Below are 18,747 nucleotides of genomic sequence, written 5' to 3'. Positions count from 1 at the left end.
TAAATCTTTTCTTTTATCTTTTTAATTATATATATTAATTTATATTATCTTTTTGGTAGCTTAATAATTTATACTTATAATTAATATTAACTACCTTTTTTAAAAGAAAGGAGTCTGTTTTTTACATTAACAAAATTAACAAGACTTCTAAAAAAAGACCAAATATAAACTTTAATTCCTTTTTAATGCTTATAATTATAAATATATTAATACTATTACTTAACATTAATTCTTATTTTATTAAAGCACATTCAACATTTAAATTAAACTATCAAATCAAAAGTACTTTTAAAATAAAAGTAAAAAAAGAGACTCTAAATAATACAATTCATAACATTAAAGTAAAAAACACTAATAAAGCTCTTATCTTTATACATAAAAATATTTATCCTAATTATTACAAAAAAGTCTCATTTCACAAAACAATTAATCAAAACAAAGGCGAATTAATGTCTAAGTCAATTCTTAATTGTCCCCAAAATATTATATTTATCTATCATGATGGAAAAATGCCATTTATTAAAGATAAAACACACACCTTAGAAGCAATCATAAACATGAAAAATAAATACAATAATTTATATATTTTTTACTATGAACCAACTTTAATCCAAAAATATCTCTATCCTAAAAAAACAACTTGGTATAAACCTTATCGTAAGAAATAATTATTTCCATATTTAAAATAAATTAATAAACTATTTAAAAAATAAAAATAATATAAATAATGAAAGAAACTATCCTTCAGGATAGTTTTTTTGTTTTTAAGATCTAAATATAAAAGCTAAGTATTCTTTTTTACATCCCAAATTAATTTGGTTTATGTTATGATAAAGGTAAATGATAAAATAATTTAGAACTTATTTCTTTGAAAAACCAAAATAATATAACATTACAAAAAAAATTAATAATAAACTACAATTAAGTGTTTTTATATTGTTTAATCAATATTTAGATTGAAGGAAAAATTTTATGTCATCATATTATAATAGATTTTTGGCTTTATTCTTAAAACGCAATAAAACATTATCAAGCGATTTTTTCTCTCCTTTTTTATCCCAATTAACAAATAATATCACAAACCTAAAAAACATCCAAGAAAAAAACAAAACCCCAAACATTATTACAAACAACCAAAACAAACAATTAAATCAAAGACTACAAACCCTAAATAACAAACACAATAACCAAACAAAACAATTACAAGAAAAATACCATCACATATTATTAAACATTTACGCACAAATAGAAAAACTGCAAACCCATAAAAAAACAATCCTCCAAAAATACAACTCACAACAACAAAAAACCGAAACTCTTTTAACCCAAGAACTTATTTATCAAAAAAACAAAAACAACGATAAAAACCTCCAATTAAAAGAAATCTTACAAAAAGAACTCAAGGAAATTACTAAAAAAAACAATCACAAAGAAACTACTCTTATAACTAATCTCAACAACAAAAATAACAACATTAATAATTTATTAATTCAAATTGAAAAAGACAAACAAAAATTAGAACTCAAAAACCAAAAACAAAACCAAGAATCCAAACAAAACTTTTATACTACTGATTTTAACCTCAATCAAAAAAACACCAATTTATTAAAACAACTAGAAACAACTCTTAATTTACAAGAAAAAGACAAAGGCAAATCAATTTGCATCTTAGAACAAATAAAGACTACAAAAGAACAAACTTATCAAAAAACCATTACCAAAACTCACAAACTATACCAAAATAAACTAAGTATAAACGACAAAAAACTAGACACCATCAAAGATGCTTACCAACAAGAAAAGACTATCATCCAAGCACAAATACAAGCTTTTTTTCTCCAAATAAGACCTTTTCCTTTTATAAATATACCAATTCTTTCCAATTACCAAATTGAAGCATCCAAAAAAGCTCTTTTTTACAAACAACAAACAAACTGCCTTTCTTACCAAAACCAAAAATCTTTATGGAGCCAACAATATAACCTCATCAATCTTTTACACCAACAAGCAATTAATATGTGGCATTTAGAACACCACAAACAAAACAAATACAAACACATCTACCAACAAACCTTAGAAAAAATTTATCATCTCATCCACCAAAAAACAAATTATTTATTCTCCAAAAAAATAAACGGTATCAAAGAACAAATAAAAACAGTCCTTAACTTACATCTCCAAGAAACAGCTATCTTTGATAATCAAAAAGACTATCAAGAAACTTTCTTTGCTTATCAAAAAACTCTTTTAGCCTTACAACGTAAACAAAACAATTACCAAATAGATTATCATTATCATTTCTTTGCAAAAAAACAAGAATTTGACCTTAAAACTAAAAGTATTGCCCTACAACTAAAATTAGAAAAAACCAAAATCCAACATTATTATTTAGAACAAATAACTACTTTAAAAAAAGAAATTAACAACTTCCAAACACAATTAACACTTAATAAAATATTTCAAAAAGATGATTTTCTAACCTTCAAACTTACCCAAGAAAAAGAAAAACATCTCTTTTTACAAGACATCACCTTAATGAAAAAAGACATCTATTTATTATTACAAACCCAAAATATAGAACTTTTACAAACTTTAAATAATTTACTCAACAGTTATCCATCTTGGCAAAAAGAAAGCACATTATTAGAACAAACTTTACAACAAATCCAATTACAAATTAATACTTTTACAAGTAATTATCAAACTAAAACTTGTCTTATCGAACAAATAATCTTAGACCAAATAAAAACTATAATTGAAACTAACTTATTTCCTATCATTCAAAAACAATTTAATCAAACAGTTAATCTTTTACAAAAAAAACACCAATTAAACCAAACTACCCTACAAAATGAAATTAATCTTAACGAACAAATAATAGCTTTTTATGACAAACAATTAACCTTTCTTAATCAAAAAATACACACTGACAAAAAGAAAGGAATACAAGGGTTTTTTCACAAATACAAACAAAAAGGAACTGACCTATATCCCCTTTTATACCAAATCAAAACCCACAAAGAACGTTATGAAAAAATTATCAAAAACCTCACCACAAAAAAAGATAAAGCAACCAAAAAACACCAACATATTTTAGAAAAAACAACTAACAAACACCAAAAAAAAATCAACAAAACCAAACTTAAAATAACCAAACTTTTAACTTTATGGCACTATTTAAAACCTGCCTCCAAAAACATTGCTCTTACTCCTTTAATCAATTTCAAAATATCAAACAAATCTTTTTTCAATGCTTGCCAAAAAACAATCACAAATGTTATCCAAGATATTTTATTCTATAATAATTATCAAAAAAACATTTATCAATGTTTAAATGCTTTACTCCAAGAACAAATAAGAAAAGAACAAAAATTAATTCAAAAAACTACAAATACCACTAACACAACTAAACACCTTAACAAAGTTTTTTACAACCAAAATGAATTAATAAAAAATGTTATTCATGTTTCTTTGGAAAAAACATTTAAACAAAATCAAATATCTTTATTACAAGAAATTACTAAAACAATTAAATCCAAAGAAAAAAGTTTAACCCAAACAACTAATTTAATGAAAGAAAAATTAGGATTATTAAACGAAAATCTAAGTGATGCTCTTATCAATCTTAATTTATCATGGCAACAAACACAAAAAGAATTAAGCCAAAAACTATCAAACCTCAAAAAAGAAGCTCTCCTCAATTTTGAAAAAAAAGACAAATTATTTTTCGAACATAAAAAAATAGCGATCAAACAAAAAAACAACCAAATATTTAAACATTTCACCAAACAAAAAGAAAAAATATCCCAATCATTTACTCACAAACAAAAAGCTAATCACAAAAAAATAACCAAAATAGAAAAACAAATCAAAAAAACCAAAAAAAACTTACTTACTAAAATCAAACTAACTAATTTCCAAACCAAACTCAAAAATATATTTTTAAAATGGTCTTTTTTTTGGCAAAAACAAAAAGGAAAATTCAAAATAAAACATCACCAAAAACAAATTACCAAACAAATCAAAAAAACTATTGCCTTTGATAAACAAATTTCTTAAAGCAAAAAAATATTGATATTATAAAATATTATAAAATGAAATTATAATTTATAAATAAATATAATAACAAATTTCTTAAAAAATATAGGAATAAAAGAGTTTACCAAAACCACCCAAAAAAATCATTTATTACAACAATATTTAAAATCTATTTGCATTTTTATTTTTTTTAGTGTATAATTAAAGTAATTATTATTTTGTGATAAATATTAATTTCTTAAAAAAACATTTTAAATAATAATCTATCAAAACAATAATAATTAAGGATTAAGGCAAAAAGTAAATTTTTCACAAAATGAAGCAAAAAACTAAGAAAGGAGGCAAAAATGACATCCTCAAACCAAGTTTTAATTGAAATTAAAAACTTATCCAAAAACTTTTCTATCAAAAAAAACTTTTTAAAACCAGATACCTTACTAAAAGCCAACCAAAATATTAATTTATCCATTTTCAAAGGCGAAACATTAGCCGTAGTTGGAGGCTCTGGTTCAGGAAAATCAACTTTAGGACAAGTTCTTCTACAACTTGTAAAACCTACTTCAGGCAATGTTTTTTATCACAAAGAAACAATCCCCAAAACCAAGGAAACACAGACAAAAGACATTGAAGAAATTGATTTAACTACTTTAAGTAATAAAGAAAAGCGCTTTTTAAGAAAAGATTTACAAATTATTTTCCAAGATCCTTTTTCTTCTCTTAACACTCATCTCAAAATATCAGATATCATTGGCGAAGGACTTTTAATCCAAAAAATGACAAAAGGCAAAAAAGACCCCAAATATCAAACAATGATTCTAGCTATCATGAAAAAATGTGGCATTGATACTTCTCTTTATGACCGTTATCCTCATCAACTTTCAGGGGGACAAAGACAAAGAATTGCAATTGCAAGATCTTTAATTATTAAACCTAAATTTGTTGTTTGCGATGAAATAGTATCAGCATTAGATGTATCAATTCAAGCCCAAATTTTAAACCTTTTAAATGATTTAAAAAAAGATTACCAACTAACTTTCTTGTTTATTACTCATGATTTAGGAGTTGCTCGTTTTTTAAGTGACCGCATTTGTGTAATGCATTTAGGAAAAGTAATTGAAATAGCACCTTCAGAAAGCCTTTTTAAAAAACCTTATCATCCCTACACCAAACAACTTCTAAATGCTATCCCTAAATTAAAAACTCAAAATAAAGCTTTAGAAGAAATGCCAATCACCTACGAAACTAACAAATTTAGATTTTTATTTCACACTCAAAAACAAGACCTAGATTGGTATCAAGTAGCCCCTAATCATTTTATTTCTTGCACTTTAAAAAATAAAGCTACTAAAGTATAAAGGAGTAAAATATGAGTTTATTAAAAGTTAGCAATCTACATACTTATTTTGAAACCCAAAAAGGTCTAATCAAAGCAGTTCGTGGTGTTTCTTTTGAAGTCCAAAAAGGCAAAACTTTAGGAATAGTTGGAGAATCTGGTAGCGGCAAAAGCCAAACTGCAATTTCTATTCTCAAATTATTTGAAAAAAACCAAAAAATTTACCAAGGCGAAATTACTTTTGAAAATCGTATTATTTCTCAATTTAATGAAAAAGAAATGCAAAAAATCAGAGGAAACGAAGTTGCTATGATTTTTCAAGATGCCATTTCTAGCCTTAACCCTGTTTTTAAAATCAAAAATCAAATTATAGAAGTTCTAATGCTCCATCAAAAACTTGATTACACCCAAGCTTATCAAAAAACTCTTGATATTTTGGAAAAAGTCCAAATTCCTAACGCTCAAAGAGTAATGAATTCATATCCTCATCAACTTTCAGGGGGGATGTGTCAAAGAATAATGATTGCTATGGCATTAGTTTGTAAACCTAAACTTTTAATTGCTGACGAAGCAACTACTGCCCTAGATGTAATTGTCCAAAAAGAAATTCTTAATTTAATTGCTTGTCTACAACAAGAACAAAACACTGCTGTTTTATTTATCACCCATGATTTAGGAGTAGTTTCTCAAGTAGCCGATGATATTATTGTCATGTATCAAGGACAAATTGTAGAAAGTGCTAAAACATCCCAAATATTAAAAAATCCAAAAAACCCCTACACTAAAAGTTTACTTAATAATTTTTTAAAAACTGGACTTGGTTATCATAATGTTTAGTTTGTTAAAAAAATAGTGAATCAACAATAATATCTCCTAAATATTTATTAATATTATTTGTTACTAAATATTATTTTTATTTCCCCACACTTCATCCATATTTTGAATTCTTATTTCTTTTACAAAAATAAAAAAATACTTATTTTACCGCAAAAATTAAATAATTGCAATATAAAAAAATCAAAAAGAAGAATATAGGAGTAAAATGGGCATTAGACAACTATTACAAAAATATAAAAAATATTTAATTATTAGTAGAACATTTTTTTACTTAGTATAATAAGTTTTGCAACCTACAAAATATTTTTTCAAAAACAACCCCCAAGAAATGATTTTATAGTTATAATTCCTAACTATGTTAACGGATTTGATCCAGGACAAAAAGCACACACTTCCAACGCACAAGGAGGCAGATTATTTTGTTGTATTCACTCTGCTTTAATTTCTACAAATGAAAATGGCGATGTTTTGCCTCAAGTAGCTACATCATGGGATAAAGTGGAAAATGAAGATGCCATTATTTTTACTCTAAGAAATGATGTTTTATTTCACAACGGTAAAAAATTAACTGCACAAGATGGCAAATTTTCTTTTGAACGAGCCAAAGGAAAAGGAAATGATGAATACGCAAACATAAATTCAGTTGACATATTAGACGAAGGCACAAAAGTAAAAATAAATCTTAAATCACTTCCTGCTTTTGTCTATGAACCTATCGCTAGAAGCAGAATACTTGATAAAGATGCTGTAGAACAAAATGAATTAGAAGGACTTAAGGTTGGTTCAGGTCCTTATCAATTAGTTTCATTGGATTCTTCTGAAAAAGTAATAAATTTAAAACTTTTTGATAAATATTTTGACAAAGAAAAAATAAAAAACAGCCAAAAAGAAATCGTTTTTAAAACCATTTCTAATCAGGATACAGCTTTATTACAGTTAAGCGCAGGGACTGTGGATGCTGTCCTAAACTTTCCAGTAAATAAAGTAGCCGATGCAAAAAACAAAAAGATATTACAGTTGTTGAAAATGCCGCTGTTAAATGTAGTTATTTAATGATGAATAATCAAAAAGTTGAACTTGAAAAAAGAAAATTAATTGCTCAAGCTTTAGATATTTAAAAAATAATTACTCAACTGGAATTACCAGTTAAACCTTTAAAAACTTTTATCCCCGAAGGAGAAAAAGGTCATAATCCAAATATTTCATATGCTTATAATACAAACACACAAGAAGTTAAAAACCAAATTAGCCAACTTCCAAATAAACAAATTAAATTCGGGTTTTCTGCTAAGGAAACTCCAGAAGTAGCAAACAAAATAAAAGAACAACTACAAGAAGTAGGTTTTGAAGTAACATTAGACATACCAGAATTTAATACATTCAAAACAAATTTAAAAAAGGAGATTATGACATTTTGTTGATGAGTGATATGCATGAAATGGCATACGGTCATAAAGTTTTAACAGATTATATGACACCAAAAAACGAGGGGGATTCTACCCAAGGAACTTGGGCTCATATTTCAGGAGACCAAACACTAAAAGATCTTTTAGAACAATCTCAAACAAATATAGATTTAGGTATTTACGTACAAAAAATTCAACAAATTCAAACTCATTTAGACCAAAAGAAATATGTTGTTCCTTTTTATCAACAAAACATATATTTCTTAACAAGCAAAAAAGTCCAAGGTCTTAAATGTGATCTTTTCACAAGAACTGATTTTACAAAAGTTCAATTAAGTAAATAAAAAAAAATATTCAATAAATAATAAATAGATTTATAATTAAATAATTAGGAAAATAAAAACAAAGCAAAATGAATGAAAAAAATAAAAATATATATATAAGTGTTGGAGCTTTAACAGTTATAATTTTAATCATTTTGTGGTGGCAGTTATTCCCAAGCAAAAAACATGAAGACGATAAAGACACAATTAAAATAGCTGTTATATCAGATATCCAAGGATTTGATATTACTTCTCCAGAAAACACTTTTTCTACTTATTCTAATAGATATTTACGTTTAGTTCATGACACTTTATTAGAAGAAAAAGAAGGTAAAATCATAAGTAAATTAGCTAAATTAGTTGAAAGTGATGCAAATCAAAACCAAGACAAAACTTTATTAAAGTTTGAACTTAGAGATGATATTTTATTTCACAATTGCGAAAATATAACAACTGATGATGTTATATTTACAATCGAAAGAGGACACAAAAATAAACATCCTCAGTTTGAAGAAATCAAAGCAATCAAAAGAATAAACAACATAAAATTTGAAATCGAATTAAAAGAAAAAACACCTTATTGGCACTTTACTTTTTGTAATTTTATCAGAATCCTAAATAAAAAAGCTGTAGAAGAAAACGAAGAAAAAGGATTACAAATTGGCACTGGACCTTATAAATTAGTTGAATATAAATCAAATGATGAAATCAAAATGGAAAAATTTAATAATTATTACAATAAAGACACAATTAAAGACAGTCCTAAAACAATCATTTTCAAAATTAATAAAAATAATGATACTAATTTACAACAAGTAGAAAATGGTTCTTTAGACGCTTGTCTGGATTATCCATCTCATAAAATTCAAATTATAAAAGATAAATTAAGCCATAGTGTTGAAGTAGTTGAAAATAAAGATGTTTCAGCTAGATATTTATACATTAATAAAGCTAAAACCTCTCTAGAAACAAGAGAAGCTATTTCTTGGTCGTTAAATATTGAAAAAATAATATCTGATTTGGAAATCCCTGCTCAAAAATTAAAAACTTTTTTGCCAGAAACCTTGAAAGGATTCGATAACGAATTAGATGCTTATCCAACAAACTTTTTACAAGCTAAAAAATATGTCCAAAAACTAGATAAAACTGCTAAAAAACTTAAAATAGGATGCAGTACAAAATCTGAGTATCTTTTTGAACATAAAATAATAGAACAACTAAGAAAAGTTGGTTTTATAATAGAATTTGCTCCTATGGATTTTAAAGCTTTATTAACAGAAGCCAAAAAAGATAACTCTTCTTACAATATGATTTTTTTAGGTGAAAACTATGAATCAAAATGGGGGCATAAAGTTTTACGTGATTATTTTTTAACTAACAACAATCCCAATAATTTTTGTCATATTGATAATGATGATAAAAGCCATATAGAAAATAAATTATTACAAGTTGAAAAAGAAACAAGTGAAGAAAAATATACTAATTTATTAAAAGAAATAAGCCAATATATACATAAAGAATTTTATGTTATTCCTTTATATAGTTATCCTAATTATGTAATTACTTCCAAAAATATCAAACAAGGCTTTAAATCAGATCTTTTCTCACATTTTGATTTTACAAAAATCATAAAAAAATAATGGGTTTTGATTAATACATTTATAAAAAAAATTTAATATTAAAAAAATGGTTAATTTCGTTATAGAAAACAAATATGTTTTTTAATACATCAATTAAAATTAACCTATAATTTTTTATATTATTTAAATCACCCAATAAAAATTCATAAATGAAATATTCTAAATTTTTGAGGTAAATTTCGTTGATAAAATATATTTTTAAAAAAAGTTTATACACTATAACATTATTTATAACAGTCATATTTATCAGTTTTTTTACTATGAAAGTGATACCAGGTGATCCTGTTGATGCTATGTTTGAAAAAGGACTTACTCCTGAACTAAGAAAATTAAAGGAAAAGGAATTAGGATTAGATAAACCTTTAAAAACTCAATTTATAAATTATTTCAAAAATATTTTTATAGGAGATTTTGGAAAATCTTATTATGGCACAAAAGAGCCAGTTTTCAACCTTTTTACAAAAGCTTTTACTAATACCTTTAAATTGGCTTTTTTAAGTTGTTTTTTTGGTTCTTTATTAGGGATTTTTTTAGGAGCATTATCAGCTTTTTATGAAGGGTCCAAAAAAAGCTTTATACTAGATTTTTATTCTATTATCATCATTTCTTCTCCTATTTTTATCATTGGCATCTTATTGCAACTTACATTAGGCCATTATTTAAGATTATTCCCAGTAGCTGATTTTGACACTCCTAAACATGTGGTTTTGCCTATTTTAACTCTTTCTTTATTAATATCGGGTTCTGTTTTTAAAACTACTAAAACAAGCATGGAAGAATGTTTGTCACAACCATATATCAAAACGGCCTATTCTAAAGGATTGTCTAAAAAAAATATTATTTTTAAGCACGCTTTAAAAAATGCTTTAATTCCTGTTGTAGCACACATCGGTTTACTTCTAAGTTTTTTAATCGGTGGTTCTATTATTACAGAAAATATTTTCGAAATAAAAGGGGTAGGTGTTTTAATAAAACATGCATTTGATAATAGAAATTATCCTGTTATTCAATGTTGTATTATTTTACTTGCTTTATTTATAGCTATTTGGAATTTATTTCTAGACTTAGTGTATGTTTGGTTAGATCCCAAAATTAAACAAAAGGGATAAATATGCAAAAAGGATACAATCATTTATTATGAAAAAAAACTTTAAACCATTTCTTTTTTTCCAAAAAAAATTAAAATATTGGGCAAAAAATAAAAATATTTTATTTGGTTCTTTATTTTTAACTATTTTATTTTTAGCTGTTTATTTAATTCCTTTTACTCCTTTATATAAAAATCCTGATGCATCATCTCATTATAAACGTTTACAAAGCATTAGTTTAAAACATCTCATGGGAACAGATTCTACTGGACATGATTTATTTAATAGAATGTTAGAAGGAACTAAAAAATCTTTAACTATAGGTTTTTGTTCTATTATGATGGCTAGTATAATAGGAACGTTATTAGGAATTATTTCAGGTTATTTCAAAAATATTTTTGATAATATCATTAATTTTATATGTGATATTTTAGTGGTTTTTCCCGATGTTATTTTAGCTATTTTAATTATGTTTTTTTTGAAAGAAAACAAAAAATTATCATTAATAATTGCTCTAAGTATTTCTAATGCTCCTACTTTTATTCGAATCATAAGAGCAAATACCATGAAAATTAGGCAAAAAGGTTTTATAAAAGCTTCTAAAGCTTTAGGATCAAATGAATTTTGTATAATTTTCAAACATGTTTTGCCTCATCTATGGTCTATTATTATCACAAGAATAACAATAGGTATGGCAACAGTTATTTTAACAATATCGGGGTTAAGTTTTGTTGGATTAGGTCTCGATCCTACAATTCCTGAATGGGGCAATATTTTAAATGATAGTAGAAGTGATATTAGATTCTATCCTCATTTATTTTTTGGACCTTTTATCATTATTTTATTAACTAGTTTATCTTTTAATTTAATAGGTAAAGGTTTGATCCAAATTTTTAATCCAAAAGATGCAAATTAGAAAATAAAATATTTGCAAACTTACACACCATTAAAATCGCAATAAACAAAATAATAATTTATTAAAAATTAAAGTTTGATTTATAGTTAAATCAAACTATTTTTTTCAACTTTAATAAAAAAACAAAGCTTTTTTCAAAAATTAACCTCTCATAAACCCATCGCAAAAAACATTTGTTTACAAATAATATAAATAACTAAGGAATCCTTATATGTCAATTAATTATCAAAAATTAGAACAAAGATTTGAAAAAATTGGTCGTTTAGAAAATATTATCAATATATTAAACTGGGATATGGCTTGCAACATTAAAAAGGGCTCCCAAGAAAGCCGCACTTTAGAAATCATAGATTTAACCCAAATTATAAAAAAACTATTAACTTCACAAGAAACTAAAAATTTGCTTTTACAAGCACAACAAGAAAAAGAAACTCTCAATTCTTGGCAACAAGCTAATCTACGAGAAATAACATCCAAAATACAATCCGAAGAAATAATCCCTGAAGAACTACAAAATAATTTAATTTTAGCAACTACCAAATCAGAGCTAATGTGGAGACAAGCCAAAAAAAATAATGATTATAACAGCTTCAAACCTTATTTTCAAAAAGTACTCAATTGCATCAAAGAAGTAGCAAATCTCAGATCCCAAAAATTAGGCGTATCTTTGTATGATGCTCTCATCGATCAATATGACCCTGGAATGACTACTACCAAAATAAAACAAATATTTAACGTCATCAAAGAAAAATTACCACCTTTAATGAAAACTATTTTGCAAAAACAAGAAAAAGAAAAACACCTTTACAAAGATATTGCAATGACTTTAGAAAACCAAAAAAAATTAAATCAAATCATTATGCCCAAAATAGGATTTGATTGCAATTATGGTCGCCTAGATGAATCCATCCACCCTTTTTGTGGAGGCACTCCTTATGATGTTCGCCTTACTTCCAATTATAATACAAACAATTTTTTAGATAGTTTTTTAGCGACTATACACGAAGTAGGACACGGTTTATACGCCCAAAATTTACCCCAACAATACAAAAATCAACCAGTAGGCACTCCACGAAGCTTTTCTTTTGATGAAAGCCAATCTTTATTAATGGAAAAACAAGTTGCTAAATCTCAAGAATTTTTAACTTACTTAGTAGATATTTTAAAAACAGAATTAAATTTTTACAATCCTTCATTAACTCCACAAAATTTATTTAAACAAGCCAACCAAGTAAAACCTGATTTTGTTCGTATTTATGCTGATGAAGTAACTTATCCTTTCCATGTTATTTTTCGTTTTGAAATTGAAGAATTATTGATTTCTGATCAGTTGTCTTTGGATGATTTACCTCACTTTTGGAATTGCAAAATGAAAGAATATCTAGGAATTACCCCACCCAACGTAGGTCTTGGATGCTTGCAAGATATTCACTGGCCTCAAGGAAGTTTTGGTTATTTCCCTAGCTATTTAAATGGATCTATTTTAGCATCCATGATAATGAAAAACGTTCAAAAAGCAAATCCTAATATTAAAGAGGGCTTTAAAACAGGCAAATTTGAAACTTTAAATCAATATTTAGATCAAAAAATAAGAAACTGGGGTTCTTTTTATATCAACCAAGAATTTGTGTTAAAAGCAACAGGCATGCCCCAAATTAACCCTGAAACCTTTTTACAATATTTAGAAAATAAATATTTGAATAATTAATTTAAGAATATAAAAAAAGACTCTTTCAAGAAGAGTCTTTTTTGTTTTTTAATATCATCTACATTTATGGCATTTACAATGACAAAATCTTTTTTTAATTTCTACAAACAACAAAGGCAACAAAGATAGTAATAAAATGATTACAAAATCTTTTGTTGTTAAAGAAATTAATTGAAATAAATCTCTTAAAAAAGGGACAAAAATTATGATTAATTGCAAAAATACACTAATGGCAAACGCTTTAATCAAAAAGGAATTTATTTTTAACTTAAAAACAGAAGTGCAAAAACTTCGCAAATTCCATACATGAATCAATTGTGAAAACGCCAAAACCATAAAAGCAAAAGTTTGAGCATATCTTATTTTATCACTATCATGATTATAATATCCTATTAAAGAAGCCACAAAAGCCAAAAGACCAATTAAAAATCCTTCCAAAATAATTTTTTGATAAGTTTTTTTATTTAGCAAACTTCCTTTAGGATTATAAGTTTTTGGCGACATAGAATTTGTTTCTTGTGGTTCGATTCCCAAAGCTATTGCTGGCAATGAATCAGTAACTAAATTAATCCAAAGAATTTGTAAAGCAGTCAAAATTTTAAAATCACACCCAAAAAAGAAAATTCCTAAAAAATTACCAAGCAAAATCAAAATAATTTCACCAACATTACAACTCAAAAGAAAAACTAAACTTTTTTTAATATTATTAAAAATATTTCGCCCTTCTTCTAAAGCATTCGTAATAGTATCAAAATTATCATCTGTTAAAATCATATCTGATGCCATTTTACAAACATCAGTACCTGCAATTCCCATAGCAATTCCCACATTGGCTTGTTTAATGCTTAAAGCATCATTTATGCCATCTCCTGTCATTGCCACCACAAAACCTTTTTTTTGCCAAGCTTTCACAATTTTTAATTTATGATGAGGATTAGTTCTTGCATAAACTTTAATTTGCAATAATTTTTCCAAAAATTCTTCCTCTGGCATTTGAGCTAATTCATCTCCTGTAATGGCTAAATCTTGAGGTTGGGATAAAATATTTAATTTTTTGGCAATCACAAAAGCAGTTTTTAAATGGTCCCCTGTAATCATAATCGGAGTGACGCGTGCTTGATTGCATTTAAAAATGGATTGCATAACTTCTTTTCGAATGGGATCTTCCATCGCCACTGCCCCTAAAAAAATAAGATCTTGTTCAAAAATATCAGGATTGTTTTTAAGATTCGGCTCTAAATCAAGAGAAAATACACGATAAGCAACTCCCAAAACTCGCAAAGATTGCTCACTTAATTGACTAATTTGTTTTTCTAATATTTTTATTATTTTAGTATCTTTTGCAATGGTTTGTTCTTGATATTGAACTTGACTACATTTTTGCAACAAAACTTCTGGAGCGCCTTTAGTAATGGCATAAATAAAACCGTCTTTATGATGAAAAGTAGTCATCAATTTCCTTTGGGAATCAAAGGCAATTTCTGCAAATCGAGGATATTGCTTTTGGAGTAAAAACGCATCATATTGATAAAACAAAGCTAAATTAATAAAGGCTTTTTCAGTAGGATCAGCAATAATTTCTAAGTTGTTTGAAGTTTTATCGTTGGTTGTTTTTGCAACACTAATCAAAGCATCATTACATAAAATACCAAATAAAAGCAAGTTTTCTAAATTAAAGGGTTTGGGTTCATTAATATTTTCCACACAAAAGGGACTTATTTTTTCCAAAGAATCACAAACTATAATTTTTTTAACAGTCATATTATTTTGGGTTAAAGTTCCTGTTTTATCAGTACAAATAACATTAACAGCCCCCAAAGTTTCTAAGGTTTTTAAATTTTTGACAATAGCTTTTTTAAGAGCAAGTTTTTTCATTCCCAAAGCCAAAATTAAAGTCATAATAATTAATAAACTTTCAGGAATAGCAGCAACTGCAAGAGCAATGGCATCCAAAAAAGTATGTTTCAAAATGTGAGAGCTAAAAGTTGAGCTGTAAATGTTTTTAAAAATCGTCCACAAGCCATTAAGGAAAATAATAATACCAATTATCAAAGTTAACTTTTTAGTTAATTTGGCAATATTTTGTTCTAATGGTGTTTTTTCTTGTTGGGTTTGAGAAATAAACTGGGTAATTTTTCCAATTTCAGTTTGCATTCCTGAAGCAAAAACCACTCCTTTAGCTCTTCCTTTTAAAATAACAGTATTCATAAAAGCCATGTTTTGATTAGTAAGAGCTGCATTTTGGACACAAACACAAGCACTTTTTAAAACAGCTTGCGATTCTCCTGTAAACAAAGATTCATCTACATATAAATTAAATGTTTCTAAAAGTATCATATCAGCTGGAATAATATCACCAGTTTCTAAAATGACAATATCTCCTATCACTAAATTTTGCATAGGAATTAAAAGCGGTTTGCTATCTCTTATTACTTTGGCATTAAGGGAAGATTTTTTTGATACATTAGCTAAAACTTTTTGGGTTTTAGTTTCGTAATAAATACTTAAAAAGGCGTTAAGAAGGACAATAATCAAAATAAAACAACCTTCCAAAAGTTCTTCTTTGTTTCCTTGTAAAATACCAATCACGAAATTAATTGTAGCTGCTAATAGAAGGAAAATAACTAAAAAATCTTTAAATTGTTGTTGGAATTGATGCCAAAAAGTGGGTTTGGTAAGGGATTGAATTTGATTTTTACCGTTAATTTGAAGTCTTTGCAAGGCTTCTTGGGAAGTAAGCCCTTTTGTGATTTTTGTTTGTAACAATGCTTGCGATTGTTCGGGGTTTTTTTGACTAAATGAATGTTTCATTAAAATTCCTTTAATTTAATATAAATACAAAAAATATTTTGTGCAAAGCAAAAAGTAAAAATTTCAATTTGTTTTACATGTATTATGAAATTGAGTTTTACAACTAATAAAAATAAGTGAAGCGTGCAAATAAAATAAAAAAACTAAACTGTTTTAGCAGTTTAGTTTCGTTTCTTTTTGGGGAACAGAAGTTATCAATCCCATAAATAAGGCAGATAATTTAATACGTAAAACAGTATAAAAAAGTGATAAAGAGATTTGTGTAGTAAGTTCTTTGAGACCTGTTTCTTTATAAAAATATTCAATAATAAAAACACCCACAGCACCAAAAATCATAAGAGTATAGCCAAACATTTCTACTACAAAAGAGATATCTTTTTTCTTATAAACAGATAAATATTTAGCAACAATATCAAGTCCTCCAGTAGAAGCACCAATTCTTACAGGAATACCATTAAAAATACCTATTAAAATACCTGCAAAAAAAACTCTGGTAAGATCGCTTAAAAAATCACTTTCAGTTTTGAATATTCCAAAAAATCGTTCAGTATGATATAAAAAACCTTGTTTAACTTGGTTTTCAATAAAAAACACTGAAACAAAAAGAAGGACAGTTGCAAATGCAGTAGTAATGGTAAAATATTTACCCAAATAACGACGAGAGATAAAAAACAATAAGAAAACATTAACAACAAAGTAAAAAGTACCAGCAATAACTATAATATTATTGGTTTCAATCTTTCCTGCTTTATGTAATAATTTACCTATTACATCGCCTAAACCAATAACCCCAGTAGGAAAAAGATCAGTTTTATATCCGCCATCTCGGGTGCAATCAAAAGCCCAAACAGAAACTAAAACATATACTATTAAGGATAAGGATAAAAGTAATATTTTTTTAAATTCTTGAACATATTGAATTTTTTTCTTTATTGGAGGAAATTTTTCAATATTTTCCATACCATTTTTCATAATAAACCTATTTCTTTTTTAATATATTTTGGCAACGCGTGCACAAAGGAGTAAGGGGTTTGGTGATTACTACATTCCAACATCTTTGACAAGCATACCCAGAAGCTTTGGTAACTTTAACATCAAAAGTATCTTTTAATTGAAGTGTTACTTTAGAGACTATAAAAAGTTGATGCAATTGATCTTTAATTTGTAAAACATCCAAAGCATGCATTTCTTCTTGGGTTAATGATAACGTAATATGGGCTTGCAAAGAAGAATTAATAATCCCACTTTGTCTTGCTTTTTCCAAATATTGTAAAACGTTTTTTCTTAATGTTAAAAATTTATGATATTCTAATAAAAGATGAGAAGTTGGATGTGCTTTGATTTGTGGCATTTTTTCTAAATAAATATCTTTTTCCACAGCAAAAGGAAAAAAGCCGTAAACTTCTGAAGTAGTGTGAGGAATAATTGGAGTTAAAACTTGTAAAAGCGATAATAACAAATCATAGATAGTTGATTGAATCATCTTTCTTTCTTTGTGATCTTCTTTTTCGATGTATAAAATATCTTTGGCAAAATCGAGATAAAAAGCACTGATTTTATTAGTAATGAAGGGGAATAGATGCCTTAAAACACCTTCAAAATTATAAGTATCATAAGAATGTAGTACGTTTTTTAACACTTCTTCAAAATCTAGCATCATTGCTTGATGGATAAAAGTTCTTTGTTCAAAGGCAATATAATTAGTATCTTTTTTAAAATTATCTAAATTACCTAACATAAAACGGAAGGTGTTTCTAATTTTGCGATAAAGATCTTCTACTTGTTTTAAAATGGAAGGATTAATGCGCACATCAAGATTATAATTAGTGTTTGCAACCCATAAACGAATAATATCTGCTCCTTTTTGTTCAGCAACATTTAATGGATCGATGACATTGCCCAAAGATTTAGACATTTTTTTGCCTTCACCATCAAAAACAAAACCATGAGTAATAACAGTTTTATAAGGAGCTTGATTTTGAGTGGCTACAGAAGTAATTAAAGAAGAATTGAACCAACCACGATATTGATCAGAGCCTTCCAAATAAACATCACTTTGTAAAACTTGATTACGTTTTTTAAAAACACTATAAGAAGTTCCTGAGTCAAACCAAACATCCATAATATCTAGTTCTTTGGTAAACAAATTGTTAGGACTTTGGGGATGAGTGTAGTTTTCAGGAAGTAGTTTTTTAACATCCCATTCATACCAAATATCCATTCCATGCTGTTCGAATAAATCAGCTACATGATTAATTAATTTTAAATCTAGAATGGGTTGATGGGTTTCGGTGTAAAAAATAGGAATGGGAACGCCCCAAGTTCTTTGACGACTAATATTCCAATCCTCACGATTAGTAATCATATTAGTCATTTTTAATTCTCCCCAACGTGGAATCCAGTTAACTTTTTGGGTTTCTTCTAGCAAAAGAGATTTAATTTTTTTAATAGAGACAAACCATTGAGGAAGTGCAAGAGAAATAACTGGTTTTTTAGTGCGCCAATCATGAGGATAGGAGTGCAAAATTACATCTGCTTTAAGCAAAGAATGATCTTTTTCTAAATCAGAGATTATAGCTTCGTTGGCTTTGGTGTAAAATAGACCTTGATATTTGGAAACATCTGTCATCATACCTTTTTTATCAAT

Annotated in this window: 14 protein-coding genes; 10 read left to right on the top strand and 4 right to left on the bottom strand. The window is 26.7% G+C overall.

The window, feature by feature from the left end; all coding sequences use genetic code 11:
* The first annotated feature begins 185 nt into the window (after positions 1 to 185).
* The 5 genes from OYV_RS01835 to OYV_RS04415 all read left to right on the top strand — a co-directional run bounded on the left by OYV_RS01835 (position 186) and on the right by OYV_RS04415 (position 7,261).
* Positions 186 to 668: a hypothetical protein gene (locus tag OYV_RS01835; protein ID WP_011160570.1), complete on the top strand. Its 483-nt coding sequence runs from the start codon at positions 186 to 188 to the stop codon at positions 666 to 668.
* Positions 669 to 972: 304 nt separating this feature from the next.
* Positions 973 to 4,059 (top strand): hypothetical protein, encoded by a 3,087-nt coding sequence (locus OYV_RS01830; protein WP_042068020.1) that lies wholly within the window; start codon positions 973 to 975, stop codon positions 4,057 to 4,059.
* Positions 4,060 to 4,385: 326 nt separating this feature from the next.
* Entirely contained in the window at positions 4,386 to 5,393 is a 1,008-nt protein-coding gene (locus tag OYV_RS01825) for an ATP-binding cassette domain-containing protein (protein WP_042068019.1), read from the top strand.
* Between the two features lie 11 nt (positions 5,394 to 5,404).
* Positions 5,405 to 6,208 carry an ABC transporter ATP-binding protein gene (locus tag OYV_RS01820; RefSeq protein WP_042068018.1) on the top strand — a complete coding sequence of 268 codons (804 nt, stop codon included), beginning with the start codon at positions 5,405 to 5,407 and terminating at the stop codon, positions 6,206 to 6,208.
* A 468-nt stretch (positions 6,209 to 6,676) separates the two neighbouring features.
* Positions 6,677 to 7,261: an ABC transporter substrate-binding protein gene (locus OYV_RS04415; RefSeq protein ID WP_052360395.1), complete on the top strand. Its 585-nt coding sequence runs from the start codon at positions 6,677 to 6,679 to the stop codon at positions 7,259 to 7,261.
* A gap of 157 nt (positions 7,262 to 7,418) precedes the next feature.
* Here OYV_RS04415 and OYV_RS04990 read toward each other — a convergent pair whose 3' ends face one another.
* Positions 7,419 to 7,592: a hypothetical protein gene (locus tag OYV_RS04990; protein ID WP_172642344.1), complete on the bottom strand. Its 174-nt coding sequence runs from the start codon at positions 7,590 to 7,592 to the stop codon at positions 7,419 to 7,421.
* A gap of 36 nt (positions 7,593 to 7,628) precedes the next feature.
* Between OYV_RS04990 and OYV_RS04405 the strand changes: the two genes are divergently transcribed.
* The 5 genes from OYV_RS04405 (at position 7,629) to OYV_RS01790 (ending at position 13,289) form a co-directional block, all read left to right on the top strand.
* A complete protein-coding gene (locus OYV_RS04405) occupies positions 7,629 to 7,958 on the top strand; it encodes a hypothetical protein (RefSeq protein ID WP_152550824.1) in 330 nt (109 codons plus the stop codon).
* A 68-nt stretch (positions 7,959 to 8,026) separates the two neighbouring features.
* Complete coding sequence (locus OYV_RS01810; RefSeq protein ID WP_052360392.1) at positions 8,027 to 9,577, top strand: ABC transporter substrate-binding protein; 1,551 nt, start codon at positions 8,027 to 8,029, stop codon at positions 9,575 to 9,577.
* Positions 9,578 to 9,759: 182 nt separating this feature from the next.
* Positions 9,760 to 10,686: an ABC transporter permease gene (locus tag OYV_RS01800; protein ID WP_042068016.1), complete on the top strand. Its 927-nt coding sequence runs from the start codon at positions 9,760 to 9,762 to the stop codon at positions 10,684 to 10,686.
* A gap of 28 nt (positions 10,687 to 10,714) precedes the next feature.
* Entirely contained in the window at positions 10,715 to 11,581 is an 867-nt protein-coding gene (locus OYV_RS01795; protein WP_042068015.1) for an ABC transporter permease, read from the top strand.
* A 211-nt stretch (positions 11,582 to 11,792) separates the two neighbouring features.
* Complete coding sequence (locus OYV_RS01790; RefSeq protein WP_042068014.1) at positions 11,793 to 13,289, top strand: carboxypeptidase M32; 1,497 nt, start codon at positions 11,793 to 11,795, stop codon at positions 13,287 to 13,289.
* 54 nt (positions 13,290 to 13,343) lie between these two features.
* Here the strand turns inward: OYV_RS01790 and OYV_RS01785 are convergent, their stop codons facing one another.
* The 3 genes from OYV_RS01785 to OYV_RS01775 form a co-directional block, all read right to left on the bottom strand.
* Positions 13,344 to 16,100, bottom strand: a complete 2,757-nt coding sequence (locus OYV_RS01785; RefSeq protein ID WP_042068013.1) for a cation-translocating P-type ATPase — start codon at positions 16,098 to 16,100, stop codon at positions 13,344 to 13,346.
* Positions 16,101 to 16,253: 153 nt separating this feature from the next.
* Positions 16,254 to 17,072, bottom strand: coding sequence for a YitT family protein (locus OYV_RS01780; protein WP_042068012.1), 819 nt, complete (start codon positions 17,070 to 17,072; stop codon positions 16,254 to 16,256).
* A 7-nt stretch (positions 17,073 to 17,079) separates the two neighbouring features.
* On the bottom strand, positions 17,080 to 18,747 hold a 1,668-nt coding region (locus tag OYV_RS01775; protein WP_042068010.1), incomplete at its 5' end, for a class I tRNA ligase family protein.

Origin of the sequence: 'Chrysanthemum coronarium' phytoplasma (assembly GCF_000744065.1) — a bacterium.
In the GTDB taxonomy this organism is placed as follows: domain Bacteria; phylum Bacillota_I; class Bacilli_A; order Acholeplasmatales; family Acholeplasmataceae; genus Phytoplasma; species Phytoplasma asteris.
This window is presented reverse-complemented; position numbering and strand designations above follow the sequence as displayed.

Coding starts and splice junctions, on each gene's coding strand:
- OYV_RS01835 (WP_011160570.1), top strand. CDS start 186: ATGCTTATAATTATAAATATATTAATACTATTACTTAACATTAATTCT.
- OYV_RS01830 (WP_042068020.1), top strand. CDS start 973: ATGTCATCATATTATAATAGATTTTTGGCTTTATTCTTAAAACGCAAT.
- OYV_RS01825 (WP_042068019.1), top strand. CDS start 4,386: ATGACATCCTCAAACCAAGTTTTAATTGAAATTAAAAACTTATCCAAA.
- OYV_RS01820 (WP_042068018.1), top strand. CDS start 5,405: ATGAGTTTATTAAAAGTTAGCAATCTACATACTTATTTTGAAACCCAA.
- OYV_RS04405 (WP_152550824.1), top strand. CDS start 7,629: ATGAGTGATATGCATGAAATGGCATACGGTCATAAAGTTTTAACAGAT.
- OYV_RS01810 (WP_052360392.1), top strand. CDS start 8,027: ATGAATGAAAAAAATAAAAATATATATATAAGTGTTGGAGCTTTAACA.
- OYV_RS01795 (WP_042068015.1), top strand. CDS start 10,715: ATGAAAAAAAACTTTAAACCATTTCTTTTTTTCCAAAAAAAATTAAAA.
- OYV_RS01790 (WP_042068014.1), top strand. CDS start 11,793: ATGTCAATTAATTATCAAAAATTAGAACAAAGATTTGAAAAAATTGGT.
- OYV_RS01785 (WP_042068013.1), bottom strand. CDS start 16,100: ATGAAACATTCATTTAGTCAAAAAAACCCCGAACAATCGCAAGCATTG.
- OYV_RS01780 (WP_042068012.1), bottom strand. CDS start 17,072: ATGAAAAATGGTATGGAAAATATTGAAAAATTTCCTCCAATAAAGAAA.